We start from the raw sequence: 25,136 nt of genomic DNA, 5'->3' as shown, positions 1-25,136 counted from the left end.
CCCGTAGCACTACGGTGACGCTGCAACGGCGTGAAATGATGAGACGTTTCGGGAAATGGACTTAAGCGATAGAGCGCGAGCCGACGACCTGAAGCTGGCCTTCGCCGCGCCGTCCATGCGAAGCGTTGAGCAGCTGGCGCATCCGGACGGCAGGCACCGGGCGGCTGAACAGATAGCCCTGCGCCTCGGAGACGGTGCCGTCGGCGCTGATCAGATCGAGCTGCTCGTTGGTCTCGATGCCCTCGACCACGACGGACATGCCGAGATCGGCGGATAGCCGCGCCACGCCGCGCAGCAGCGTCAGCGGGCGGTCGGTGTCGATGCCCTCGAGGAAGGAGCGATCGATCTTCACCTTCTGCATCGGGAAATTGTGCAGATAGCTGAGGCTGGAATAGCCGGTGCCGAAATCGTCGAGCGAGATGCGCACGCCGAGCGCATGCAATTGCGACAGGATGTCGTGGGTGAGCTGGGTGTTGCGCAGCAGCGAGGATTCGGTAATCTCGATCTCCAGCCGATGCGCCGGCAAGCCCGACACTTCGAGCGCGTAGCGGATTTCGCTCAGGACGTCGCGCTGGTGGAATTGCTGCGGCGAGAAGTTGACGGCGACGCTGACGCCCTCCGGCCACTTCATGCATTCCATGCAGGCGCGGCGCAGGATCCAGCGGCCGAGGTCGACGATCAGGCCCATGTCCTCGGCGACCGGAATGATGTCGACCGGCGAGACCGTGCCGCGCACCGGATGGTTCCAGCGCAGCAGCGCCTCGCAGGTGGTGATCTTGCCGGACTTCAGGTTGACCAGCGGCTGATAGAACAGCTCGAACTCCTCGTTGGCGAGCGCCTTGCGCAGGTCGAGTTCGAGGATGCGGCGCGCCTCGACGGTCGCCGCCATCTCGTCGCGGAAGAAGCAGAAGGTGCCGCGGCCATCCGCTTTGGCACGATACAACGCCATGTCGGCGTTCTTGAGCAGCGTGTCGGCGCTGACGCCCCCCGGCGAGGTCAGCGCGATGCCGACGCTGGCGCCGATCTCGACGAGGTGATTGTCGATGCGGTAGCGCTCGCTCAGCCGCTCGACGATGCGGCGGGCAAGCGCGGCGGCGTCCTCGGGCGAAGCGATGTCCTGCTGGAACACAACGAACTCGTCGCCGCCGAAGCGAGCGACGAAATCGTCGGGACGCAGCATCTCGCGCAGACGATTGGCGACGGCGCAAAGCAACTGGTCGCCGCAGGGATGACCGAGCGTGTCGTTGACCTGCTTGAACTGGTCGAGGTCGACGAAGAGCAGCGCCGAGAGCCGCTCGGCATGATGCGAATTCTTCAGCAGCCGCTCGATCTCGTCATGGAAGCTGACCCGGTTGGGCAGCGCCGTGAGCTCGTCGTAACGGGCCAGATGGCTGATGCGGGCTTCCGCATTGGTGCGTTCCGTGATGTCTTCCAGCAGCAGCACCGTGCCGCCGCGGGACATCGGCTGGAACGTCCAGGACAGCGTGCGGCCGCGCGAGGAATCCGGATCGGCGGTGACGATCTCGCAAACCCGCGCATGCTCGATCTCCGCCAGGATCTGGTCGCCGCTCTCCGCCGAGATCGATCCGGCGGAAACGCATGCCGACACGATGTCGGCGGCCGTGGCGCCGCGCTTGACGAGATCCTCCGGCAAGCTCATCAGCTCGCCGAAGCGGTGGTTCATCACCGCAAGGCGGCCGTCGGCGCGGAACATGCACAGGCCGTGCGGCATGTTGTTGAGCGCGGTGTCGAACTGACTCGCCAGCGCGGATTCGCGGAAGCTCGAGGTCAACGCCTTGACGAAGATCGCGTGCAGGCTGAGGTTGATGTTCTTGAGCCCGATGAAGAAGAACACGAGCAGGATGGCAAGACCGATGTGATAAAAGCCGCCGTGCAGCAGCAGAGCGAGCGACATCGGACCGCAGGCCAGCGCGACGTGCCACTGGATGACGCGGGGCTGCCCGTAATTGCGGGCGGCGCCGCCCGCGGTGTAGCCGATGCCGATGGCGACACAGAGCATGTCGGCGACCGGATCGTTGTTGTTGTAGATGACGACGAACGCCCACACGCCGAGCACCGCCGCGTAGCTCAGCGCGCCGATCCAGTAACGCGGCTCCAGATGCTTGGCTTCTTCGAACGACAGCGGCTGGGTGCGGTTCTCGTATCCGCGCATCTGGAAGGCGCGCGCGGTGCCGATGGCGATGAGCAGGAATGCGATCGGCCACAGAAGGACGTCGCCCGTCTTCAACGCAGTCATCACCGCGGCCACGGCCGCGGAGGCCGAGCCGAGGAAGATCGCCCAGAAATTCTGCACCATGGAGTTGATGAGAGCGGCGAAGAGTATCGGCTCCAGCTCGTCTCGATCACTCTGCTTCTGGTCGGCCAGTTGCATTGGCTTGTTACGCGTCCTGTTTGGCGCGTACTTTTACTCAAGCCATATGAAGTCTTTCTGAGGGAACATCGTTAAAGTCGAGTTGTTTTTCGGTAACGGCGAACCGATTTCCGCTTAAATATCAAGCAACTGGGCAAGCCTTGCCGGGCGCAAGGTGAAGAAAGGATTGCTTTCCTCACCGAATGCCAAGAATCGATGCACTTTTCTTCGAAGAAATCGCGCGTTGCGAACGCGCGAGTCTATTGACCTGCCGTCGAGGACAACAGCGGCGACCAGGCCGGGTCTGAGGCGAAGCCCGGCGTCGGCACCTTGAGCTCGTTGCGACCGGAGATGTCGACGCTGTACAGCGACGGCCCGCCATTGCCGCCGGGATCGCGGAAGAACATCAGCACGCGGCCGTTCGGCGAGAAGGTCGGACCTTCATTGTGGAAGCCGGAGGTGAGCAGCCGCTCGCCAGAGCCATCAGGCTTCATGACGCCGATCGAGAACTGCCCGCCGCCTTGCCGGGTGAAGGCGATGTAATCGCCCTTCGGCGACCACACCGGGGTCGAATAGCTGGCGTTGGTGTCGTCCTTGGAGAACGAGATGCGCTGCGCCTGCCCCCCGCCCGCCGCCATCACGTAGATCTGCGACCGGCCGCCGCGATCGGACTCGAAACAGATGCGGGTGCCGTCCGGCGAGTAGGACGGCGAGGTGTCGATCGCCGGCGTGTCGGTGAGGCGCGTGGTCGAGCGCGAGCGCAAATCCATCACGAACAGGTTGGAATTGCCGCCCTGCTGCAGGCTCATGATGACGCGCTGGCCGTCCGGCGAGAAGCGCGGCGCAAAGGTCATGCCGGGGAAGTTGCCGACGATCTCGCGCTGGCCGGTCTCGATGTTGAACAGATAGACTTTCGGATCGCCCTGGCCGAACTCCATGTAGGTGATCTCTTGCGAGTTCGGCGAGAAGCGCGGCGTCAGCACGAGATCGGAGCCGCGGGTCAAATAGCGCACATTGGCGCCGTCCTGGTCCATCATCGCGAGCCGCTTGACGCGGCGCTCCTTCGGGCCGCTTTCGTCCACGAACACCACGCGGCTGTCGAAATAACCCTTCTCGCCGGTCATCCGCTCGTAGATCTGGTCGGAGATGATGTGGGCGATCCGGCGCCAATATTCCGGCGAGGTGAAATATTGCTGGCCGGCGAGTTGCTGGCCGGTGACGACGTCCCAGAGACGGAATTCGGCCTTGAGCCTGCCGTCCGGCTGGCGCGTCATCCGGCCTGTGACCAACGCCTGTGCGTTGATGGTCTTCCAGTTCTGGAATTGCGGCGCGACGTCGATGTTGCTGATGCGCTCGATGAAGGCGGCCTGGTCGATCGGCGCGAACAGGCCCGAGCGTTTCAGGTTGTTGGTGATGACCTGTGTGACGCCATTGCCAACGTCGCCGTCGGAGGGCGAGCCCGGCACAAAGCCGGAGATCGCGATCGGGATTGGCTGGAATTCGGTTGGATCGATGCGAAGGCGCCCCTGCTGGGTCTGGCCAAAAGCATGCCCGCCCCCGAGCATCGCGAGCGTCGACCCCGTCAGGGTCATGAAGCGGCGGCGGTTCATCGATCGGACGTCATTCATTGCAAAATTCTTTTGTTCGGATGTCACAACATATCTTTCAGGCCGAAAGTCATCGGGATGAGCTTCCAGCTGTCGTACTGCTGCTTCGGCAGGAACGAATAGACCTGGCACTGCACGATGGCGCGCTTGGCGCTCTCGGCGACCGCCTGGGCGATCGACCGCGAGGGCCCTCGCACCGCGACGATGATGGGCTCGGAGGCGAGCGAGCCATCGACCTTCATGGGAATGTCGATGTCGGCTTCGTAGAGATTGGCGTCCTGCCCATTATAGGTCGGCGTGAAGCAGCGCTTGACGGCGCCCTGGAAGGCGCCTTGCCAGGTCGCAACGTTGTTGGCGGAAGTCCCTGTCGCTGCCCCCAGCGAGGCTGACGCATTCAGCGCCGAGCCGGTCTGCTCGTGCCGGGTCGCAGCGCGCTTGTCGAGATCGCGCTGGATCTGCGCGGGATCGAAGCTGCGTTCCTTGGGCTTCGGCTGCTGCTGCGGCTGCACCGCCGCGACCTTCTGCTCCACGGGCTTCGGCGGCGGCTTCTTCGTCTCCAGCTTCTTCTGCAATTCGGCGATCGGATCTTCCTTGGCCGGGTCAGGCTTCTTTTCCTGCGGCTTCGGCTCTTCCTTCGGCTTCGCCTCAGCCACGGGCTTCGGCGGCTCGGGCTTCTTCTCCACCGGCTTCTCGACGGGCTTCGGCGGCGGCTCCGGCTGCGAATTGGTCTTGATCAGCTCTTTCTTCTCGGTGACCTTGCCGACCGCGTCTTCCTCGGGCTTCGGCTCCGCGATCTTCTCGACCTTCGGCTTGGGCTCTTCCTTCTTGCCGGTCTTCTGTCCCGCCATCATCTTGGCGAGCTGATCGGTGGAGATGATGTCGACCGGCAGCGACTCTTCCGGCGCGATGTAGGCCTTGCTGCTGAAGGTGACGAGCCCCCATCCCAGCACGAGGACGTGGAGGGCAATCGACGCAACGAGTGTCTTGTCGACGTTCACCTTCACGGCTTACCCCTGATCCGCTTCCGTGACGAGGGCGAGCTTCTTGAAACCGGCGCCGGACAGCAGGCCCATCACCTTGGCCACCGTGCCGTAATCCGCCTTCTTGTCGGCGCGCAGATAGATGCGCTCCTCGAGCCCGCCGCGCGCGTCCGTGATCGCCTTCAGCTTGGGTATCAGTTCGTTGATCGCGATCTCGGCATCGTTGATGAACACCTTGCCCTTGATGTCGACCGACATCTGGATCGGCTTCTGGTCGTTGTTTTCGAGGCTCTTGGCCCGGGTCTGCGGCAGGTCGAGCGGCACGCCGACCGTCAGCATCGGCGCCGACACCATGAAGATGATGAGCAGCACCAGCATCACGTCGACCATCGGCGTGACGTTGATCTCGGCCACGACCGGCTTGCGCCGGCCTCGGCGCCCGCCGCCGCCGGACGAACTCGCAACGTTCATCGCCATGATCGCGTGCCCAAATTGCCCTTCACACTATACATGCCGCCCGTCAGCCCCGCTCGTCGATCTGACGCGACAGAATGGCGGAAAATTCATCAGCGAAGCCCTCCAGCCGCTGGGCCTGCCGGTTCACCTCGGACGTGAACTTATTGTAGAAGATAGTGGCAGGAATGGCGGCGATAAGGCCGACGGCGGTCGCAAACAGCGCCTCCGCGATGCCAGGCGCCACCACCGCCAGAGAGGTATTTTTCGACGCCGCGATCGACTGGAAGCTCGACATGATGCCCCAGACCGTGCCGAACAGGCCGACGAAGGGGCCGGCGGAGCCGACCGTCGCGAGCACCAGCAGGCGGCGCTCCAGCCGCTCGACCTCGCGCGCGATCGAGACGTTCATGACCTTGTCGATACGCATCTGCAGGCCCGCGACCGAGCGGGCGTGGCTCTCGAACGAGCGCTTCCACTCGCGCATCGCCGCGACGAAACAGGCCGCCATCGAATGCGTCGGCTTGGCGGAGAGCGTGCGATAGAGCTCCTCGATCGACTCGCCGGACCAGAACGCCTGCTCGAACCGGTCCATCGAGCGGCGGGTGCGGGCAAACAGGAAGATCTTGTCGATGGCGATCGCCCAGACCCAGACCGAGCAGGACAGAAGTCCCAGCATCACCGCTTTCACGATCCAGTGAGCCTGCCAGAACAGAGCGATCAGCGACACGTCCGCGGAAGCGGCAACCGGAAGGGCTGACTGAGCCACGTCGGCCGGATTCATAAGCAGTATCCTCTCAAGGCGATCGTTACCCGATGTGCCGGCCAGCAAATGGCTGCCGGTTCCCCAATGGGCCGCGTCAGAACCGGCGCGGCCGGCAAGCCCGCTCAAAGCCTTGTCTTTCTGGGGTGCAGGGGCTCATCCAAAGCGGCCGTCTGCATTCCCTGCCAAGATGTCAAAACTATGGGCCTTTGGCCCCGGGCCTTGACGGGGCTCGGCTGCGGGCTTTGGGCGCGACTGTCCGCCCTTACCAGAGCCCGGCGTTGGTTAATGCCGGGTTACCAGAGGTGAATTAGGCCGCGGGAAAGGTAGGCGGCGCAGGCGGTTGGGGGGTGGGCAGGCCTGGCCCTTGTCCCGGTTCGACCCGAGGAACCACGCCCACCCCGGAAAATTGTCCCGAAAATCACTTTCCGCCAATAGCGGCGACGTGGCCCGGGGTTACAGGCGGCGCTGCCGGCGCAGGCTGAACGCATACACCCAGCCGCCAGCGGCGATCAGCACGGGCAGGCCGAAGAGGGTGAAATCGCGCAGCAGGATCACGGGTCAAGACCCGCTTCGGCGAATGAGACCGCACGCCTGAGCGCGAAGGCGGCGAGTTGATAGAGGGCGCCGCTGAGAAAGAGGTGCCAGGCACCGCCGTCTACGAACTCCTGATAGGTTTTGACCTCTGTCGGCCATCCATTGAGGAATGCAATCGCGAGCGGCAGCCAGCACCCGAACCGCTCGAACCGGTCTGAGGCACGCGCGAACAGAGCGATGCGCTGCCTGGTCTCCTTGCATTCAGCAATGGTCATGGCCCTACCCGTCGGCACAGGCGAAAAAGGCGCCGTTGCGGCTTGGTCGGATCTCGTCGCGACCAGGTTCTATGGGGCGCACGTTTTCAGACGGGCACCGGGACCGCGACGTCGCCATTGGAGGCGTGTCAGGCCGCCGAGACGGGCTCGGGGCAGTTGGTCAATCGCGCGGGATTTCCGACCGCGGTGCAGCCGCCGGGAACGTCGGAGGTCACGACCGTATCGGCGCCGATCCTGGCGAAGTCACCGATCCGGATATCGCCCAGAATGGTCGCGCCGGCGCCGATGAAGACATGGCGGCCGATGCGCGGCGAGCGCGGCGGCAGCTCGTGGCTGCGGCCGATGCTGACATTCTGCAGGATCGTGACCTCGTCGCCGATCACGACATCGGCGCCGATCACGATGCCCGTGGCGTGATCGAGATAGACGGACGAGCCGATGCTGGCGGCCGGATGAATGCTGACCTGCAGGACGTTCGACGCCTCGTTCTGAAACAAGAGCGCGGCATCGCGCTGGTCATGGCGCCAGAGCCAGTTCGAGACGCGCCAGGCCTGCAACGCGACATAGCCCTTGAAATGCAGCAGCGGCGCCAACAGACCGCTGATGGCGGGATCGCTGCGCACGATGGCCTGCAAGTCGCGGCCCGCAGCTTCGATCAGTTCCGGCGAGGCGTGAAACGCGTTGCGGGCAAACGCTGCGAAGCGCGCCTGCTCGGCGAGGTTGCCGCCAAGCCTGCGCCCGATCAGATCGGCGAGAGCCGCGGCAAGACTCTCATGCACGAGGACGGTCTCGGCCAGCGACTTGCCGAAGACGGGATCGGATGCAAGCGCACGCTGCGCCTCGTCGCGAATCTTCTGCCAGAGGCGATCTTTCGTCGCGGTCACAGCTGGCGTCATCGCCGCCTCCGGTGCTTGGGTACTTGCTTCACATCTCGAAATATAGGCCGTAGGCAGCCCGCTCGCCACGCCGCGAGCACGGCGCGCGACCCGAGCACCATGCCGCAGCTCCCCGTGAGGCTACGAGCTTGCATGCCAGGCATCCACGCCCATATAGTCCGTCGAATGTCCGGCCGACGCTGCTTTGGCCGGGACTGCCCACGTCAAGCAGCTGGTTCAACCCCGCGGTGGTCCGCCATCCGCGGGTTTTTCGTACCCGGCGGCTCGCAACGCTGCCGACACGAATCCCGGATCCCCGTTACCTGAGGTCACGCCAAGACATGTCGCCTAACGCGCCCGCCGACGACCACCACGACGACGTCATGTACCCCTCCGCCATACCGTTCGTGCTGGTTCATCTCGGCTGCTTTGCCGCCATCTGGACTGGCGTCACCTGGCAAGCCCTGGCGATCTGCGTTTCACTGTATGTCGTGCGCATGTTTGCCATCGGGGCAGGCTACCACCGCTATTTCTCGCATAAGGCTTTTGCCACCGGCCGGGTGTTTCAGTTCATTCTGGCCTGCCTTGCGCAGAGCACTGCCCAGAAGAGCGTGTTGTGGTGGGCCGCCAAGCATCGCCACCATCATCTGCATTCCGACACCGAGCTGGACGTGCATTCGCCGCGTCAACGCGGCTTCCTGTACAGCCATGTCGGCTGGATCTTCTATCGCGAACACGATGCGACCGACCTCGTGAAGGTCGGCGATCTCACGGCCTATCCGGAGCTGTTGTGGCTGCATCGGCTGGAGCTGCTGCCGGCCTTCGTGCTTGCAGGACTCTGCTTCCTGGTTGGGGGATGGTCGGGCCTGGTGGTCGGCTTCCTGTGGAGCACGGTGCTGGTCTATCACGCGACCTTCTGCATCAATTCGCTCGCCCACGTTCACGGACGCAAGCGCTATGTGACCGGCGATGATTCCCGCAACAACTGGCTGCTTGCGCTCCTCACCATGGGCGAGGGCTGGCACAACAATCATCACGCCTACCAGAGCAGCGTGCGACAGGGCTTTCGCTGGTGGGAGATCGACGTCACCTATTACGTCCTGACAATGCTGTCGTGGTTCGGAATCGTCTGGGACATGAAGGCACCGCCCGAACAGGTGCTACGCAACGAGCAGCCGCTCGGCGCCCGGGTGATCAATCGCGCCGCCCGCGAGCTGGCCGGACGGTTCGATGCACAGGCTCTGGCGCACGCGATCTCGTCGGCGCTGCACCGCGCCGACCTCGCACAGCTGCAATTGCCGACGTTGCACGACATCCTCAATCGTGCGCATGACGGGGTGGACGCGCTGACCCACCTGCATCTGCCGAAGATACCGACCCGCGAAGAGTTTCTCACGGAGGCCAAGGCGATCTTCGCGCGGACGCGATCGCTCAACGAGATCGTTGATCACGCCTACGAGCACTTCCTGGCTTCGGTTCGGTCGCAGCTCGTGACGGTGCGCTGAAGCGTTTCTCAGGTGAAGCAGCTCGGTGCCGGTGCTGCTGCCGGCGCGTGCGTCGTACGCGCCGGCAACTGAAAGAACTGCGCCAACCCTAGAGCTCGACCTTCAACCGCCTTGCCGTCTGAGGCCCGACCTGGCCGTCGACGACGAGTCCCTTGGTCGCCTGAAACGCCGCGACCGCCGCCACCGTCAGGTCGTTATATTCACCGCCGATCGGCCCCGGATTGAACCCCAGCTCCTTCAGGGCGCGCTGAATATCGCGAACCACGGACGCCTTCATGCCCGGGCGCCCGAGCGCATAGAGCTGGGTCGGCTCGGCCACATCGAGATCTTCACCGGCCTTCCCGTATGTGAAGTTTGGGAGAAAGACGCCCGTATCCCAATTCCGGCCCGACACCTTGCCGCGACGGACGCCATAGGCCGAGCCCATCGCCTCCACGGTGCCTCCCTCGCCGTCACATACGACGATGTGTCCCATCATGCCGGGCCCGGGCGGGTAGCGAAGCAGAATGCCTCCGACCGTTGCAGCTGCCTTCTGCCACGGAACACGCTTTCCGAGTCTCTGTGAATCGCTCTTCCAGGCGCCGGTGTAGGCCTCGACCGTTGCGGGATTGCCGTTGTCGTCGACGCAGCCGTACAGGGATCCGCCGACCTGATACACCAGCCAGGACATGAACTCCGCACAGTCCCATGGACCGTGCCAGTTCTTGTTGTTCTTCGGCACGCAGACGTTGACGTATTTCTCGCCGATGCGGGACTCGGCCAGCTTCAGCATCTTTTCGCCGTCGGTCATGCTATTTCCCTTCTGCGTGATCAAATTCGCTAAAGTTCGGCCCTCAATATCGAGACATCCATCTGCGAAGCTCCGGCGAAGCTCGCATGTCAAAGGCGACGAGCGCTCAAGCGCGCTCTGAAGCAGTCCTTGCGTTCAAGCGGAGCTTCAGCGCCGCCAGCGTGACCATGCCGGCATTTCCATCGACCGGTATCTTGGCCTGGCGTTGAAACCACGTGACGGCCTTCTCGGTGGCAGGACCATATCGTCCGTCCACGACAAGCGCCGGGTCGACCCCAAGATCGTTCAGGGCCTCCTGAAGCTCGCGCGTTTCATCCGAAGTAGCCGCGGCTTTCCAGGCCACCTGGTTGGCGCCGCTCTTGCCGATTGCGCTCCACACGGTTTCGAACAGCTCCGTGCGACCGCTGAGGCCGTTGTAGCCGCCGTTGATGATGCGCGTGATCGTGCGGATATCGTTCTGATCCGCGTAGGCGTTCAGTCCTCCCTCGTTCCATTCGTGAAGCGCGGGAAGGAGAGATGCTTCGGGTGCGACGATCAGGTCCGGATCATTGTAGAAATCCACGCCTGCAAGTTTGCCCATGCGCAGATAGTTGGCGCCGCCCGTCGTCTGCATCAGGCCGCCGCCGCGATATTTGTACCCGTCTCCGGGCTTGGTGTTGCCGAGCTCCTTCGCCTTCTTTGGATTCCCCAGCCCGTAGACGCGCTCGGCCAGAGCGCGATCATTGTTGAGATACTGATCGACCTCGTCGGGGCGGATGGCCGCGGTGTGATTGCCGACGCCGAAAATCTCGAGGAGGCGCGCTGCCGTCTTGTATTTGAGGTTCTCGAACAGGACCGTACCGCGGCCCGTCTCGTAGAGCGCCTGGGCGAGGAAGTGCGAGATGCGCAGGGGTGTGTTGATCTTGAAGCGGTCGAAGATGTCGTCGCCGTCTTCAAAGGCCTTGAGATAATTGGGATAGCAGCGAGGGGCCACTTTCCGAACGATCGATACGATCCGCACGAAAATACTCCCGAAATATTCAGTCAAATATCATCGCATGAAACGCCCCGAGGTTACGCGTGGCACCCTCTGGTTGCAAGAGCTGATTCAATTTCGGGGCGAGCCGGATCGCCGCAGTCGGCGGCATGAGAGGTGGTTGCCCGGCCAATGATTACGGTTGCTGTCGCGCGCAACTACAACCCGCCGTCCGGATGTCGTCCGAACTCCGCCCCTCCTCTTCGCGCACGGAGAATCGAAAGCAGATCCTCAAACCAAACCGCCCGCCTGCGGGTTGCGCAGACGGGCGGCTCGGGGCCATCAGGACTTTGGGGGCATGCGCCTGAAGGCTTTGAGAGATGTCAGGCTTGAAGGTCAGCCCTGCTGCTGATCGGTCGGCGGCGGGGTCGGACGCGTCTTGTGCTGCGCCATGAACTGGTCGAACTCTTCCTTGTCCTTGGCGTGACGCAGACGGTCGAGGAAGTTCCTGAACTCGACCTGCTCCTCTTCGAGGCGCTGCAGCGTCTCAGAGCGGTATTCGTCGAAGGCGCGGTTGCCGGAGGACGGCGGGCCGAAGCCAAAGCCGAAGCCGCGGCGCTCCATGCGACCGCGCATGCGGTCCATCTTGTACTGCATCTTTTCCATCTTGTTCTGCCAGCGATCCTGGTGGCTCCAGCACGACATTCTTCTGCTCCCGAGTGTGAAAAAGAGAAGGGCAAGTCCGATCGGCCACCAGATGATGAAGCCGAGGATGGTCACGGCGATCCAGCCGGGATGCCAGGGCGTATCGAGCATATGGGGGCGCTCGTAGTTTTGGTCCGAAGGGCCGCGCCAGCGATTGACATCAGCGGTGTAGGCCATTTCCTTCTCCATGACGGCATCAGCCGTTGTGAATGTAAATAACATTTACATAGCTAGACCATCCCGGGATTTTGTCAAGCTGGCTGCAAGACACGCCCGCGTGATGATTTGCGTAATCTTATTTCGGCTTGCCCCAAGGACCGCCTGGCGGCACGCCTGAACCGGAGGACGCCTCCGGTGGCACCGGCGGCGGCTCGGCGCTCTTGGCTGGCGGACGGCGATCGGTCGGGAAGCCGAGACCGCGCAGATAGATCAACACCTCGGCTTCGAGCAACTCGTCCGGCGACATCGGCAGTTTTCGTCGCGCGGCGTCGCCACGGGAGAACAGCGAGGCGACGCCGTGCGCCATCGACCAGATGTGCAGGGCCATCATCATCGCCGGCGGTCGGGGCATGCCGGGCGGCGCCAGCGCCGCGAGCCGCTCGGCCGCGGCGCGAATGATGTTGAAAGCGCGCTCGCTCGCGGCCTGCAGCGCCGGATTGGCATCGACCGGCAGACCGGACTCGAACATCGCGTTGTAGAAGGCGGGCTCCTCGCGGGCGAAAGCAAGATAGGCCCTGCCGACGCGCTCGAATGCGGTGACCGTGTCGGGCCGCCCGTCGTCCCAGGCCGCGGTCAGGCGCGCCTCGAACTGCTCGAAACCGCGCTGGGCGATCGAGGACAACAGCTCTTCGCGGTCTCGGAAATGCCGATAGGGCGCCGCGGCGCTGACGCCGGCCATGCGCGCGGCATCGGCGAAGGTGAAGCCGGCCGCACCCTTCTCGGCGATCAGCCCGAGAGCGGCCTGCAGAAGTGCTTCCTTCAGATTGCCGTGATGATAGCCGCGCTCGGCGCGGCGCTGCTCCTTGCGCCAGCTCATGTGAACGACTTTTACATGAGCCGGCGGTGAAGGTCACTAGCGGGAATTGGGCGTGATTACCCCCGTGCTTCCACGGCGATGCCGGGCCGGAGCGACGACATCGCCCGGAATTGGGCCTCGTCCGCAGCTACATCTGCGGAATCGGCAGCACGGGCATGACTTCGATCGCCTCGCCCGGGAAGATCGCAAAATGCGGATGGTTCTCGAACAGTTTTGCGGCTTCCTCCTGCGAGGCGGCGCGTACCACCGTGAAACCGGTCAGTGCATTGCTGATCTCGGAGATGCCGCGGCCGTCGATCCTGCGGGTCTTGCCGAGCGGGCCGCCCAGCTCGACGATGACATCCTTGTGCTTCTCGACCCAGCCGTGCCAGGCGGCCATGCCCTCGCGCTCCTTTGCCTTCCGTTCCGCCTCGGGCATCGCATGCCAGGCCTTCATCTTCTCGCCACTCATGCTGCCGAGGTAAATGGCGAGGAATCTGTGTTCGGTGCTCATCGGTCTCTCCCTTGTTGATATCGTGACGGCCGCGATCTCGTCGCGGCCAATGCGGGCTATGTCTTCAGGTCGCCAAAACCGGCGGCAGCGGCCTGCACGTCAGGCGGAAAGTCGGCCATCTCCTGCACCTGCCGGATCTCGATGATTTCGTTCGGCGAGGCCGGACACCGCTTTGCCCAGGCGATCGCCTCCGCCCGCGAGGCCACCTCGATCATCCAATACCCGCCGAGGACTTCCTTGGCCTCGGCGAACGGGCCGTCGGTGACGATGGGCTCGCCGGTCGCAAACGACACCCGCGCGCCCATCGACGGCGGATGCAGACCGTCGAGCGTGATCAACACGCCGGCGTCCTTCAGCGCCTCATTGTAGCGCATCATCGCCGCGACCCGCTCGGGATCGAGCTGCACGTCCGGCGGCGCGGTCTCGTAACCGAGCGGGATCATCAGCATCATGAATCGCATGGAGTTTCCTCGTTGTTCGTCCTGCCGGGCTCCCGCCCGGGTCGCGCTCGCCTTCAAGACGAACGGCCCCTCGTGGAACCGACACGAGAGTGAAATTAATTCGAGGAGCCTCAGCGCGGCTGCGGCAGGAACCGACCTTCCTTTCGGGCAGCGCCGAAATAGACCTCAATGCGCCGGACCTTGCCGGCTGCGAAGGTGAAGAACTCCGTGTTGCGAAAACTCCGGCCATCCGTCGCAAGGCAGAGATAAGTGACGAAGGCCTCCTCGCCCCGGACGAAGATGCGCTCGATGTCATGGCGCGCGATCCAGCCGCTGTCGCCCCAGCAGCGCTCGAAATAGGTCGCCTTGTCGAGATCGCTGTCAAACGGGCTGGTGAAGCGGAAATCGTCGGCCAACGCGTCGGCAACCCGCGGCCGGTCGTTGGCGAGATAGGCGGCGAATAGGTCTCGGATCAGGCGTTCATGGTCGTCGGGCATCAATCGTCTCCGCAGACAAACATCCTATAAAGACGGTTCACGCCTGAGCCTGCCGACACCGCCGGCCGTGCGCGGTCACGCGACGCGAAAAATATTTCTCCTGGGCCTCCGTAAAAGTGCGGGTCCGAGTTATGAACTCCGCCGTGCATACAGATCAGAAACACCCGTTAGTTGAAGGGGTTGGACCGAACGCACATCGAATTGCGGAACCGGCGGAGGTTGAGCATGGTTTACAGATGATCAAGAAGAGCCTGCAATTTTCAGTTCGGGATAACGGTATTCGATCTGCCGATTCGTTCCCGAGCATTGCGGAGCCAACGTGTTTAATTTCCAGAGCAAGAAGATCAGACACGCGATCGCGGAGGTCGAGGCACTCGACCGGTCACAGGCCGTGATCGAATTCGGTCTCGACGGCACCATCCTCGATGCCAATGAGAACCTGCTCAAGATGAGCGGCTACACGCTGGCCGAGATCAAGGGCAAGCATCACAGCATCTTCGTCAGCCCGATCGAGCGCGACAGCGCGCGCTACCGCGACTTCTGGGCCAGCCTGAACCGCGGCGAATTCCAGACCACGCAATACAAGCGTTTCGGCAAGGGCGGCAAGGAGGTCTGGATCCACGCCTCCTATGCGCCGCTGCGCGACGAGAACGGCAAGGTCATCAGCTTCATCAAGTTCGCCACCGACATCACGGCGTACAAGATCAAGACCATGGAGGATTCCGGCAAGATCGCCGCGATCAATCGCGCCCAGGCCGTGATCGAGTTCAACATGGACGGCACCATCGTCACCGCCAACGAGAATTTCCTTGCCGCGATGGGCTACTCGCTCGACGAGATCAAGGGCAAGCATCACAGCATGTTCGTGACGCCCGAGGACCGCGCGAGTGCGGCCTATGCCGCGTTCTGGGCCAAGCTGAACCGCGGCGAGTTCGAGGCGGCCGAATACAAGCGGCTGGGCAAGGGCGGCAAGGAGATCTGGATCATCGCCACCTACAATCCGATCCTCGACGAAGCCGGCAAGCCGTTCAAGGTTGTGAAGTTCGCGACCGACGTCACCGCGCAGAAGATGAAGGCGGCCGACAATGACGGCCAGCTCGCCGCAATTGAGAAATCGCAAGCGGTGATCGAGTTCAACATGGACGGCACGATCCGCACCGCCAACGAGAACTTCCTGAAGGCGATGGGCTATGCGCTGGCCGAGATCAAGGGCCAGCACCACGCGATGTTCGTCGAGCCAAACGAGAAGAACTCGGCCGCCTACCGCCAGTTCTGGGAGACGCTCAACCGCGGCGAATACCAGGCCGCCGAATACAAGCGGATCGCAAAGGGCGGCCGCGAGATCTGGATCCAGGCATCATACAATCCGATCTTGGACCTCAACGGCAAGCCCTACAAGGTGGTGAAATACGCCACCGACATCACCGCGCAGGCGATCGGCCGCAAGAAGGCCGACAATGCCCGCGGACTGATCGAGGCGGTTGCCGCCGGCAGCGAGCAGATGAGCGCCTCGATCCGCGAAATCTCCGAGACCATGGCGAAGTCGCGGGAGACCTCCAAGGTCGCGACCACGAGAGTCGAATCGGCGGATAACCAGGCGCAGAAACTGGCCACGGCCGCCCACGCCATGAGCGGCATTGTTGACATGATTTCGGGCATCACCAGCCAGATCAACCTGCTCGCACTCAACGCCACGATCGAATCGGCGCGAGCGGGCGAAGCCGGGCGAGGCTTTGCAGTGGTCGCTTCCGAGGTGAAGAACCTCGCCGGCCAGGCCAAGCGCGCGACCGACACGATCACCTCCGAGATCGACGCGTTGAACACCATCTCCGGCGACGTCGCGAGCTCGCTCAGCGCGATCAAGGTTGCGATCGCCGGCGTCAACGAGTTCATCGCCTCCACCGCCGCCGCGGTCGAGGAGCAGAGCATCGTGACCTCCGACATGTCGGCCAACATGCAGCGCGCGTCGGCAGAGCTGTCATAGGGCGTCGTCTCCGCTGTTTTTAGTCCTGTCCTCCTTCGGGGGCCTCTGAAAAAGTGGCCACCGCAGGGGGACGGTTCAAGCGTGAGCGCGCCGCTCCAGCGCCATAAGCTCTTCCTCATCGATACCGAAGCACAGTAAAAGGAGCGGCTGCTCACGCGCGCCCGTATTTCGACACAGGACAAATCGCCCATGCCCGCCTCCCCGCAAAAAGTCGCCCTCGTCACCGGAGCCGCGCGCGGCATCGGACTTGCGACCGCGAAGAAGTTCCTGGCCGAGGGCTGGCGTGTGGCGCTGCTCGACATCGAGGGCGAGTTGCTCGGCCGGGCGGTCGCCGGGATCGACCAAAACGAGGTGACGCTGGCGCTGACCTGCGACGTCTCCGACGCAGCTGCCGTGAGCGATGCGATGACGGCGATCGAGCGGCGGTTCGGCCGGTTGGATGCGCTGGTCAACAATGCCGGCATTGCCGTGTTCGCACCGCTGATGGAGACATCCGAGACCGATTGGCGCCGCGTGCTCGAGGTCAATCTCACCGGCCCCTTCCTCTGCACCAAGGCGGCCGTGCCCTTGATGCGCGAGGGCCATGGCGGCGCCATCGTCAACATCACCTCGATCTCGGCGGTGCGCGCCTCGACGCTGCGCTCGGCCTACGGCACCAGCAAGGCCGGACTCGCACACCTGACCAAGCAGCTCGCGGTCGAGCTCGCCTCTCTCAACATCCGCGTCAACGCGGTCGCGCCGGGGCCGGTCGACACCGCGATGGCCAAGCAGGTGCACACCAAGGAGATCCGCGCGGACTATCACGACGCCATCCCGCTCAACCGTTACGGCCTGGAGGAGGAGCTCGCGGAAGCGATCTACTTCCTGTGCTCGGCAAATGCGAGCTACATCACCGGCCAAATTTTGGCCGTTGATGGCGGCTTCGATGCGGCCGGGATCGGCCTGCCGACGCTGCGCGGTCAAAGGCGGAACGGGTAGGTACGAAAATTGTAAGGTGGGTAACGGCGCGTGAGCGCCGTATCCACCACGTGACATTGGTGGACACGGCGCGCTTTGCCCACCCTTACGAAACCGAGCTTGTGGAGTGCTCCATGCGACGCGCTTTCGTCAAAGCCCTGATGCTCGCATCGGCACTTCTTGCGATTTCGCCGGCCGCCGCCGAAATCCGCATCATCCAATCTCCGGGCGGACAGGTCGGACCGTTCCTCGATTTGTTCGAGAAGGTGCGCGAGAGCGGCGAGCGCGTCGTGATCGACGGTCCCTGCCTGTCTGCCTGCACGCTGGTGCTGAGCATCGTGCCGGAGGAACGCATCTGCGTCACCAAGCGCGCCGTGCTGGGCTTCCACGCAGCACGTTCGGTGGACCGGCGCGGGCGCTTTTATGCCGAGCCGGAAGCATCGGTCGCTGTGCTTGCCGCCTATCCCGGCCCGGTCCGCGACTGGATCAGCCGCCGCGGTGGCCTCACCTCGCGGCTGCTCCTGCTCAAGGGGCGTGATCTCGCCGCGATCTATCCGCGCTGCCGCTGACGAGTGTGGCAACCGCCTTGCATGCGACGTGAACGAGTTGTGTGAACCGCGTCACACCAATGGCATGTGGCTTGGCTGGCGCGAGGCCATACGGCAGGTTCCCTGTGCTCGCACCGAATGTGCGCACCAGGTCTGCTACGCCATCACGCTTGGCTGCCTTCAATAAAGAGTCTGGATCACCGGCCCCAGCTTCATGCTGACGCAGATAAGCATCCCCCACAGGGCAAAATTGATCTGTAGCGCCGCCGCCATCGGTCGCTCCCCTTCCACGAGTGACGTCCACCCCAGCTTTTTAGATTTTATGAGTCACCAATAGCGATTCTGACGTGCACATCACAGCCCAATATTGCGTCAATTGTTGTGCGATGCAGTCCGCACGGTTTCACGAAGCGGCCTCACTGCTCCCGCAAAGTGATGCGACTCGTTGTGTTCATTCCGCGGCCATGCCGGCCAACTCGTTTGCCTTAAGTTCCATTTCACCGACGCGATGCGAGTTCCCTGGCGGAGCGTGCGCATTGCGCGAACTTTGGGTCCGGCATGCTGCGACACGGCTTCATCTTGCTCACCTTCTGCACAGCGCTGCTCGGATGTGCAGTCGCGCCGGCGCAGGAGCGTCGTCCGATCGCGTGGGATGGTCTTGGCCAAGACCCCAACAAGAGCGCCGCCAACAAGAGCCGCCCTCATAGCGCGAAGCGGCAAGCAGCGAGTCCCACGCCTGCGGCGAGCGATCCAAATCAGGAACGGGAACGCGTGCTCGGCACCTTGCGGCCCTACTCCGAGGCGTGGTGGGCGGTCCACGACGAGATCGAAGCGGAGAACGACAGGCAGCTCGGCACCAAACTCGTCATCTGCCCTCGCTGCGTGCAACCCTCGCCGCAAGGCGAGGAGGTGACCGGATCAATCCGCTAAAAGGGAATCGGCCGATCGGCGCGTGACGGAACGACGCTTGCGCCCTGTGACGGCTCCCCTGTGTCCCCTCTCCCGCAGCATTTGGAGAGAGGGGATTTCCAACTCAACCAAACATGCGCGCGTCACATGCCTTCCGCCGGACAGTTCACCATCCAGGGAATGCCGAACTTGTCGACGCACATGCCGAAGCCCTTGGCCCAGAAGGTCTTGCTGAACGGCATGGTGACGCTGCCACCGTCGGCGAGCGCGTTGAACTTGCGCTCGCCATCGGCGGGATCCTTGACCGTGAGCGAAATCGAGAAGCCCTGCGGCTTGTGAAAATGCTCCGGCGGAGCGTCGGAGGCCATCAGCACGCTGCCGTCGGGCAGCGACATCCGCGCATGCATGATCGTCTTCTCGCGGCCTGGCGCGGCGGGCATGTCGGGCGGCGCCTCCGAGGCGCGCATCATCGCATCGATCTTGCCGCCGAGAACCTTGGCGTAGAAGTTGAACGCGGCTTCGCAATTGTCCTGATAGAACAGATAGGCATTGAGCATCGTTTCTCTCCTCTTCGTTTACAGTGAGGTTTATTGTTTCTCGGCCAGCTTCTTGAGGCTGACGAGACCGGCCTCGAAATCCTTGCCGATCATGCTGTCCATGTTGATGAACACCTGCATGATCTTGGACATGAACGGAGCCGGACCGTACATCGCCCATGTGACCAGAGTGGCATCGCCTTGCGGCACAAAGGTGAACTCGGCGGTGTTGTGACCTTCGAAAGGCCGCTCGAAATCGAGCTGGATGCGAAGCTTGGACGGCCCGTTCGCCTCGAGGATCTCCATGCGGCCGGCGCCGACATTGTTGTTGCCGTCCCAGGCATAGGTCGCGCCCTTGCCTTCCTCAGGTCCACCGAAGCTGCGCTTCATGGCGGGATCGCGGTTCTCATAGGGGGACCAACCGGTCCAGCGGTGGAAATCGGCAACCTGCGGGTAGATCGCACCGGCCGGCGCCTTCACCGCGAGGCTGCGCTCGACCCGGAAGGTGTCGGGTTTTGTCAATGCGAAGACGAGGACGCCCGCGATTCCGACCGCGAGCACGATGGCGATGATGGCAATGGCTTTCAGCATGGATGGCTCCGTGGATACGGGCAAAGGACGAAACGGGAGGGCTGGAGCCGACAATTGATGGAATGTTTTTTGATCGTCATTTCGGAACGGTCCGAAGGACCAGTCTCCGGTGCGCAATTACGCCCCTGAGAATCTCGAGATTCCGGGTCCGATGCTTCGCATCGCCTTGGAATGACGAGGCGCCCCTATTTCGCCTTCGCAGTTTCCTTTGCCTTCGGCTGGCTGTCCCGGATCAGGCGATCGAGATGCATGCGGATATGGGCGGCTTCCGCGGATGTGTTGGCCAGGGCAATGGCGCGGTCGAAGGCGATGCGGGCTTCGTCGTTGCGGCCGAGCTGCATCAGGAAGGCGCCGCGGACGCCGTAGAAATGGAAGTAATTGGCGAGCTTGGGGGCCAGCGGCTCGATCAAATCGAGCGCGGCTTGCGGCCCTCGCACCTTGGAGACCGCGACTGCGCGGTTGAGCGTCACCACCGGCGAGGGCTGCACGACCTCGAGCGCGCCGTAGAGCAGGTCGATCTGCGCCCAGTCGGTCTCTTCCGGTGCCGCCGCGCGGGCATGCAGCGCGGCGATCGCAGCCTGGATCTGGTACGGCCCGCTGCGGCGATGGCGCATCGCCTTGTCGATCAAGGCAAGCCCCTCCGCGATCATGGTCCCGTTCCACAGTGAACGGTCCTGATCGTCCAGCAGGATCAGCGAGCCGTCCGCGGCAAAGCGCGCGGCACTGCGCGCATGCTGCAGCAAGATGAGCGCGGTGAGCCCCATGATCTCCGGCTCGCTCGGAAACAGCCGCAGCAGCAGCCGTGCCAGCCGGATCGCCTCCTCGCAGAGCGGCTTGCGGATCTCGGCGGTGTCGCCGCTCGCCGAATAGCCCTCGTTGAAGATCAAATAGATCATCGCCGCGACACCGGCGAGCCTCTCGGAGCGCTCGACCGCGCCGGGCGCTTCGAACGGCGTCCCCGCCTCGGCAACCTTCGCCTTGGCACGGGTGATACGCTGCTCCATCGCCGCGTCCGAAACCAGGAAGGCGCGCGCGATCTGCTTCACGGTCAGGCCCGAGACGATGCGCAGCGCCAGCGCGATCTGCTGCGTCGCCGGCAATTGCGGATGGCAGCAGATGAACATCAGCCGCAAGATGTCGTCGCGGTAATGCGAGCCGTCGAGCCGCTCGGCGAGCGCCCCCTCGGCGTCGTCGAGATCGGAAATCGCCTGGTCGTCCTCAGGGAGCGGCTGCTGCCTGCGCGTGCGCCGCACCTCGTCGATGGCGACGTTGCGGCCGACCATGATCAGCCAGGCCGCGGGATCGCGCGGCGGCCCATTCTGCGGCCAGGTCTTCAGCGCGCGCAGGCACGCGTTCTGGAAGGCCTCCTCGGCCGTGTCGAGGTCCCGGAAATAGCGCAGCAGCGCGCCGACCGCCTGGGGGCGCGCCGAGGTCAGCGCAGTCTCGATCCAGGCGGTGTCGGCTTCGCTCACGTCGAAAGTCCTCCCGGCCTGAACACGCCCACGGGGCGCACCTCATAGGCGCCGCCCGGATTGACGGCGCCGAGATCGCGGGCGACGTCGAGGGCCTCGTCGAGATTCTTGCAATCGACGATGTAGAAGCCGAGCAACTGCTCCTTGGTCTCGGCATAGGGGCCGTCGAGCACCAGCGGCGGGTCTTCCTTACGCAAGGTCGCCGCCGCCGTGGTCGGCAACAGCCGCGCCACCGGGCCGAGCCGGCCTTGTTGGGTGAGCTTCTCCTGCACCACGGCGAGCTTCTTCATCACGGCTTCGTCCTGCTCCTTGCTCCAGGAGCCGACGAAGTCCTCATCGTGATAGCAAAGGATGGCATAAAGCATAGGCGGCACTTTCCTCGTCTGTTCTAAAGACGCGCCAATATGCCCCGCTCCGACAGGACTGCGGAAAAAATTTGCAGGAAAAATCAGGCAGATCGTGCCAAGGAGGGCCTTCTCCAGCGGAACTTTGACGAGGCACTTCGCATGACCATGGGCACCCTGGCCGTCCTGATCAACAGCACGCAGCAGAACTGGTCGCCGGAGCGCTGGAAGGCCCGGTTCGACGCCGTCTGCGGCGACCGTCGCGTGGTGCTGCTGCCGGATGCCGGGCTCGACCCGGCCGAGGTGCACTATGCCGCGGTGTGGAAGCCGGTGCCGGGCGCTCTCGGCGCGTTTCCCAATCTGCGGGCCATCTTCAATCTGGGCGCCGGCGTCGATGCGCTGATGGCGGACAAGAGCCTGCCTGACGTGCCGCTGGTCCGCGTCGCCGTGCCAGATCTCACCAACCGCATGACCGAATATGTCGTGCTACACGTGCTGATGCACCACCGCCAGGAGCCCTATTTGCGGGCTTCGCAGCGCGCGAAGCGTTGGGAGCCGAAATATCAGTGGCCGGCGAGTGCCGTGACGGTCGGCATCATGGGGCTGGGAACGCTGGGGGCCGATGCCGCCGACGTGCTGCGGCGGCTCGGCTTCCGTGTCGCCGGCTGGAGCCGCAGCCCCCGCACGATCGACGGCGTCGAATGCTTCCATGGCACCACGGGCATGGATGCGTTCCTGCGCAAGACCGACATCCTGGTCTGCCTGCTGCCGCTGACGCCGGAGACGAACGGCATCCTCAACCGCGACGTCTTCGCAAAGCTCAACCGCAACAGCCCGCTCGGCGCACCCGTGCTGATCAATGCCGGCCGCGGCGGCCTGCAGAACGAGGCCGACATCCTGGCCTGCCTCGACGACGGCACGCTGGGCGCCGCCTCGCTCGACGTCTTCGTGCAGGAGCCGCAGCCGCAGGACAGCCGGTTCTGGACCCACCCCAAGGTGGTGCTGACGCCACACAACGCAGCCGACACCGATGCGGACGCGATCTCGGCCTATGTCGCCGAGCAGATCGCACGGTTCGAGGCTGGCGGCGCGCTCGACAACGTGGTGGACCGGACGCGGGGGTATTAGGCTTTAGCTGGCCGGAAGAGGCACGCGCGCCTCATGCCAGGTGGGTCAGACAGCCCTGCCCCGACGATCTCTCCCCACAACCACTGCGCTCCGGCGGTATCCCGTTCATCCTCTCTTAGCGAGAACTTGATATGCGTCCTTAACCAACGGTCAACGAACGAGTCGGATATGCGCGCGAGCCTCGGTCTCAGGATGCGGATCACGGTTGCCCTCGCGGTGACGGCGGCGGCGACGGCACTGTTTGCCGTGCTCGGGGCGATGTGGATCATCGCCGGGATCATCGATCGCGCCGACCAGCGCGAGCTGCGCAGCCATTACGATGCCCTGCTGTCGCGGATCGCGGAAGAGTCGCACCGCGCGGCCGCCATGAGCACGGTCGTGGCCGCGATGCCGGCGACGCAGGATGCGATGGCCAAGCAGGACCGCAGCGCCCTGACGGCCCTGTTCGGGCCGGTCTTTGCCGCGACAAAATCGGAATACGGTGTCGAGCAGTTCCAGTTCCATACGGCGCCGGCGACCTCGTTCCTGCGCGTGCACCAGCCCGCGAAATTCGGCGACGACCTCTCCGGCTTCCGCAAGACCGTTCTGGTCGCCAACCAGGAGCACAAGGTCGTCGTCGGCCTCGAAGGCGGCGTCGCCGGGCTCGGCATCCGCGGCGTGGTGCCGATCGCGCAAGGGGGCAAGCAACTGGGCACGGTCGAATTCGGCCTGACCTTCGGCCAGTCCTTCCTCGACGATTTCAAGGCGAACCGCCACGTCGACATCGCCTTCCATCTGGCCGACGGCTCGGCCTTCAAGCTGTTCGGCGGCACGCTGAAGGGCAAGAGCTTCTTCGACGCGGCTGATTACGGCCGCGCCACCGCCGGCGACTTCACCGTGAGACAGGCCAAGCTCGACAACATTCCGGTCGCCGCGCTGCTCGGACCGATCAAGGATTTCTCCGGAAAGCCGCTCGGCGCCGTCGAGCTGGTGATGGACAATGCCGATTACGTGGCCTCGGCCGACCGCGCCTGGCTGCTTGCCTTCAGCATCGCCGCGCTCGGCCTCGTGCTGGCCGCGATCGTCGGCTATCTCATTGCCCGCAGCATCTCGCGTCCGATCCTCGCCATCACATCCGTCATGCGCGAGCTTGCGGACGGGCGCATCGACGTCGCCGTTCCCGCCAGCAAGGCGAATGACGAGGTCGGTGCGATGGTGAAGGCGGTCACGGTGTTCCGCGACAATGCCGTGAGATTCAACGAGCTCCAGGCCGAGCAGCTGGAAGCCAAGGCGAAGTCGGAGGCGGAGAAGCGGCGCGCCTTCGCCGCGCTTGCCGACAATTTCGAGGCCAGCATCCGCGACGTCGTCACCACGGTGTCCTCGGCCGCGGTCGAGATGGAGCATACGGCCCGCTCGATGTCGGCCATCGTCGAGCAGTCGAGGCAGCAGACGCGCGCGGTGTCGTCGGCCTCGACACTGGCCTCGGAGAACGTGCAGACCGTCGCCGCAGCGGCGGAGGAACTGTCCTCGTCGATGACCGAGATCAGCCGCCGCCTCGCCCACGCGACCGAGGTCGTCGGCAAGGCCGCCAACGACGGACGGCAGTCGAATGCACGCGTGCAGAGCCTGGCGGAAGCCGCACAGAAGATCGGCGACGTCGTCTCCTTCATCAACGGCATCGCCGGCCAGACCAACCTGCTCGCGCTGAACGCGACCATCGAAGCGGCGCGTGCGGGCGAAGCCGGCCGCGGCTTTGCCGTGGTCGCTTCCGAGGTCAAGGCGCTGGCGACGCAGACGGCGAAGGCGACCGAGGAGATCGGCGCACAGGTCACGGCCGTGCAGGGCGAGACGTCAGGCGCGGTCGACGGCATCCAGTCGATCTGCGCGACGATCCAGCAGGTCGACGAAATCTCCGCCGCGATTGCGGCTGCCGTCGGCCAGCAGGGCACGGCGACACAGGAGATCGCACAGAACGTCCAACAGGCCGCCGCCCGCACCGGCGAGGTCTCGCAAAACATCGCGGGCGTCACCGACGGCATCGCCGCCACCGGCACGGCGGCGGAGGAAGTGCTGGGTTCGGCGATCGAGCTGTCGAAACAGTCGCAGCGGCTGCGCGACGAGGTGGATCGCTTCCTCGGGCAGATCCGCGCGGCGTAGGGGACGAAACCAACGCGGCGACTTCAGTGTCGTCCCCGCGAACGCGGGGACCCATAACCACAGGGAGAAGTTGCGGCGCAAGGTGGCGACTCCGTGTCCTCGCCAAATGACTGCTGCGGCGTATGGGTCCCTGTGTATCGAAATTCTGTCATGGTGGAGTGGGCGGGAAGCCGTTGGGTCCTTGGCGCTTGACGCCGTGAGCCGGCTCGGTCTCCCGCCCGTTCCATCTATCAACCTGAACAGTTGCAC

At 64.0% G+C, this 25,136-nt stretch carries 25 protein-coding genes; 7 read left to right on the top strand and 18 right to left on the bottom strand.

Features of this window, described 5'->3' with window-relative positions; genetic code table 11:
• Positions 1–61 precede the first annotated feature (61 nt).
• The 7 genes from RPS27_RS00125 to RPS27_RS00095 form a co-directional block, all read right to left on the bottom strand.
• Positions 62–2,392 (bottom strand): putative bifunctional diguanylate cyclase/phosphodiesterase, encoded by a 2,331-nt coding sequence (locus RPS27_RS00125; RefSeq protein WP_212067407.1) that lies wholly within the window; start codon positions 2,390–2,392, stop codon positions 62–64.
• Positions 2,393–2,631: 239 nt separating this feature from the next.
• Positions 2,632–3,981, bottom strand: coding sequence for a Tol-Pal system beta propeller repeat protein TolB (gene tolB / locus RPS27_RS00120; RefSeq protein ID WP_194408453.1), 1,350 nt, complete (start codon positions 3,979–3,981; stop codon positions 2,632–2,634).
• A gap of 41 nt (positions 3,982–4,022) precedes the next feature.
• Positions 4,023–4,982 carry a protein TolA gene (locus RPS27_RS00115; RefSeq protein ID WP_211415961.1) on the bottom strand — a complete coding sequence of 320 codons (960 nt, stop codon included), beginning with the start codon at positions 4,980–4,982 and terminating at the stop codon, positions 4,023–4,025.
• A gap of 3 nt (positions 4,983–4,985) precedes the next feature.
• Positions 4,986–5,435: a protein TolR gene (gene tolR, locus RPS27_RS00110; RefSeq protein WP_212067408.1), complete on the bottom strand. Its 450-nt coding sequence runs from the start codon at positions 5,433–5,435 to the stop codon at positions 4,986–4,988.
• Between the two features lie 43 nt (positions 5,436–5,478).
• Positions 5,479–6,195, bottom strand: a complete 717-nt coding sequence (gene tolQ / locus RPS27_RS00105; RefSeq protein WP_018641591.1) for a protein TolQ — start codon at positions 6,193–6,195, stop codon at positions 5,479–5,481.
• A gap of 533 nt (positions 6,196–6,728) precedes the next feature.
• Positions 6,729–6,986 carry a hypothetical protein gene (locus RPS27_RS00100; protein ID WP_194404342.1) on the bottom strand — a complete coding sequence of 86 codons (258 nt, stop codon included), beginning with the start codon at positions 6,984–6,986 and terminating at the stop codon, positions 6,729–6,731.
• Between the two features lie 128 nt (positions 6,987–7,114).
• Positions 7,115–7,882: a serine acetyltransferase gene (locus RPS27_RS00095; protein WP_212067409.1), complete on the bottom strand. Its 768-nt coding sequence runs from the start codon at positions 7,880–7,882 to the stop codon at positions 7,115–7,117.
• Between the two features lie 320 nt (positions 7,883–8,202).
• On the opposite strand from RPS27_RS00095, the gene RPS27_RS00090 reads away from it, so the two are divergent.
• Complete coding sequence (locus RPS27_RS00090; RefSeq protein ID WP_212067410.1) at positions 8,203–9,366, top strand: acyl-CoA desaturase; 1,164 nt, start codon at positions 8,203–8,205, stop codon at positions 9,364–9,366.
• A gap of 88 nt (positions 9,367–9,454) precedes the next feature.
• On the opposite strand, the gene RPS27_RS00085 is transcribed toward RPS27_RS00090, so the two are convergent.
• The 7 genes from RPS27_RS00085 to RPS27_RS00055 all read right to left on the bottom strand — a co-directional run bounded on the left by RPS27_RS00085 (position 9,455) and on the right by RPS27_RS00055 (position 14,282).
• The gene (locus RPS27_RS00085) at positions 9,455–10,156 is read right to left on the bottom strand and encodes a peptidoglycan-binding protein (protein ID WP_212067411.1); all 702 of its coding nucleotides are present in this window, start codon (positions 10,154–10,156) and stop codon (positions 9,455–9,457) included.
• A gap of 106 nt (positions 10,157–10,262) precedes the next feature.
• Positions 10,263–11,156, bottom strand: coding sequence for a peptidoglycan-binding protein (locus RPS27_RS00080; protein ID WP_313753834.1), 894 nt, complete (start codon positions 11,154–11,156; stop codon positions 10,263–10,265).
• Between the two features lie 351 nt (positions 11,157–11,507).
• Entirely contained in the window at positions 11,508–11,993 is a 486-nt protein-coding gene (locus RPS27_RS00075; RefSeq protein ID WP_194404347.1) for a DUF2852 domain-containing protein, read from the bottom strand.
• Between the two features lie 118 nt (positions 11,994–12,111).
• Positions 12,112–12,852 carry a TetR/AcrR family transcriptional regulator gene (locus RPS27_RS00070; protein WP_212067414.1) on the bottom strand — a complete coding sequence of 247 codons (741 nt, stop codon included), beginning with the start codon at positions 12,850–12,852 and terminating at the stop codon, positions 12,112–12,114.
• A 127-nt stretch (positions 12,853–12,979) separates the two neighbouring features.
• A complete protein-coding gene (locus RPS27_RS00065; protein WP_211415955.1) occupies positions 12,980–13,345 on the bottom strand; it encodes a YciI family protein in 366 nt (121 codons plus the stop codon).
• Between the two features lie 56 nt (positions 13,346–13,401).
• Complete coding sequence (locus tag RPS27_RS00060) at positions 13,402–13,806, bottom strand: YciI family protein (RefSeq protein ID WP_212067415.1); 405 nt, start codon at positions 13,804–13,806, stop codon at positions 13,402–13,404.
• Between the two features lie 110 nt (positions 13,807–13,916).
• On the bottom strand, positions 13,917–14,282 hold the full coding sequence (locus RPS27_RS00055; protein ID WP_212067416.1) for a nuclear transport factor 2 family protein: 366 nt from the start codon (positions 14,280–14,282) through the stop codon (positions 13,917–13,919).
• A gap of 319 nt (positions 14,283–14,601) precedes the next feature.
• On the opposite strand from RPS27_RS00055, the gene RPS27_RS00050 reads away from it, so the two are divergent.
• The 4 genes from RPS27_RS00050 (at position 14,602) to RPS27_RS00035 (ending at position 18,701) form a co-directional block, all read left to right on the top strand.
• Complete coding sequence (locus RPS27_RS00050; RefSeq protein WP_212067417.1) at positions 14,602–16,266, top strand: PAS domain-containing methyl-accepting chemotaxis protein; 1,665 nt, start codon at positions 14,602–14,604, stop codon at positions 16,264–16,266.
• Positions 16,267–16,455: 189 nt separating this feature from the next.
• Complete coding sequence (locus RPS27_RS00045; RefSeq protein ID WP_212067418.1) at positions 16,456–17,244, top strand: SDR family NAD(P)-dependent oxidoreductase; 789 nt, start codon at positions 16,456–16,458, stop codon at positions 17,242–17,244.
• 113 nt (positions 17,245–17,357) lie between these two features.
• Positions 17,358–17,792 (top strand): hypothetical protein, encoded by a 435-nt coding sequence (locus RPS27_RS00040; protein ID WP_212067419.1) that lies wholly within the window; start codon positions 17,358–17,360, stop codon positions 17,790–17,792.
• A gap of 537 nt (positions 17,793–18,329) precedes the next feature.
• Complete coding sequence (locus RPS27_RS00035) at positions 18,330–18,701, top strand: hypothetical protein (protein ID WP_211415951.1); 372 nt, start codon at positions 18,330–18,332, stop codon at positions 18,699–18,701.
• Positions 18,702–18,823: 122 nt separating this feature from the next.
• On the opposite strand, the gene RPS27_RS00030 is transcribed toward RPS27_RS00035, so the two are convergent.
• The 4 genes from RPS27_RS00030 to RPS27_RS00015 form a co-directional block, all read right to left on the bottom strand.
• The gene (locus tag RPS27_RS00030; RefSeq protein ID WP_211415950.1) at positions 18,824–19,237 is read right to left on the bottom strand and encodes a VOC family protein; all 414 of its coding nucleotides are present in this window, start codon (positions 19,235–19,237) and stop codon (positions 18,824–18,826) included.
• 30 nt (positions 19,238–19,267) lie between these two features.
• Positions 19,268–19,807 carry an SRPBCC family protein gene (locus RPS27_RS00025; protein WP_212067420.1) on the bottom strand — a complete coding sequence of 180 codons (540 nt, stop codon included), beginning with the start codon at positions 19,805–19,807 and terminating at the stop codon, positions 19,268–19,270.
• Positions 19,808–19,992: 185 nt separating this feature from the next.
• The gene (locus RPS27_RS00020; RefSeq protein WP_212067421.1) at positions 19,993–21,279 is read right to left on the bottom strand and encodes an RNA polymerase sigma factor; all 1,287 of its coding nucleotides are present in this window, start codon (positions 21,277–21,279) and stop codon (positions 19,993–19,995) included.
• Entirely contained in the window at positions 21,276–21,644 is a 369-nt protein-coding gene (locus tag RPS27_RS00015) for a YciI family protein (RefSeq protein WP_194404359.1), read from the bottom strand. Before RPS27_RS00015 ends, RPS27_RS00020 begins: the two co-directional genes overlap by 4 nt.
• 141 nt (positions 21,645–21,785) lie before the next feature.
• Here RPS27_RS00015 and RPS27_RS00010 point away from each other — a divergent pair, with 141 nt between their 5' ends.
• Both RPS27_RS00010 and RPS27_RS00005 read left to right on the top strand, forming a co-directional pair.
• Positions 21,786–22,751: a glyoxylate/hydroxypyruvate reductase A gene (locus RPS27_RS00010; protein WP_212067422.1), complete on the top strand. Its 966-nt coding sequence runs from the start codon at positions 21,786–21,788 to the stop codon at positions 22,749–22,751.
• 168 nt (positions 22,752–22,919) lie between these two features.
• Positions 22,920–24,887, top strand: a complete 1,968-nt coding sequence (locus tag RPS27_RS00005; RefSeq protein WP_212067423.1) for a methyl-accepting chemotaxis protein — start codon at positions 22,920–22,922, stop codon at positions 24,885–24,887.
• Positions 24,888–25,136 lie beyond the last annotated feature (249 nt).

Origin of the sequence: Bradyrhizobium sp. WYCCWR 12699 (genome assembly GCF_032144035.1) — a bacterium.
In the GTDB taxonomy this organism is placed as follows: Bacteria; Pseudomonadota; Alphaproteobacteria; order Rhizobiales; family Xanthobacteraceae; genus Bradyrhizobium.
Note: the sequence above shows the minus strand (reverse complement) of the source record. Positions and strands in the feature narration are given on the sequence as shown.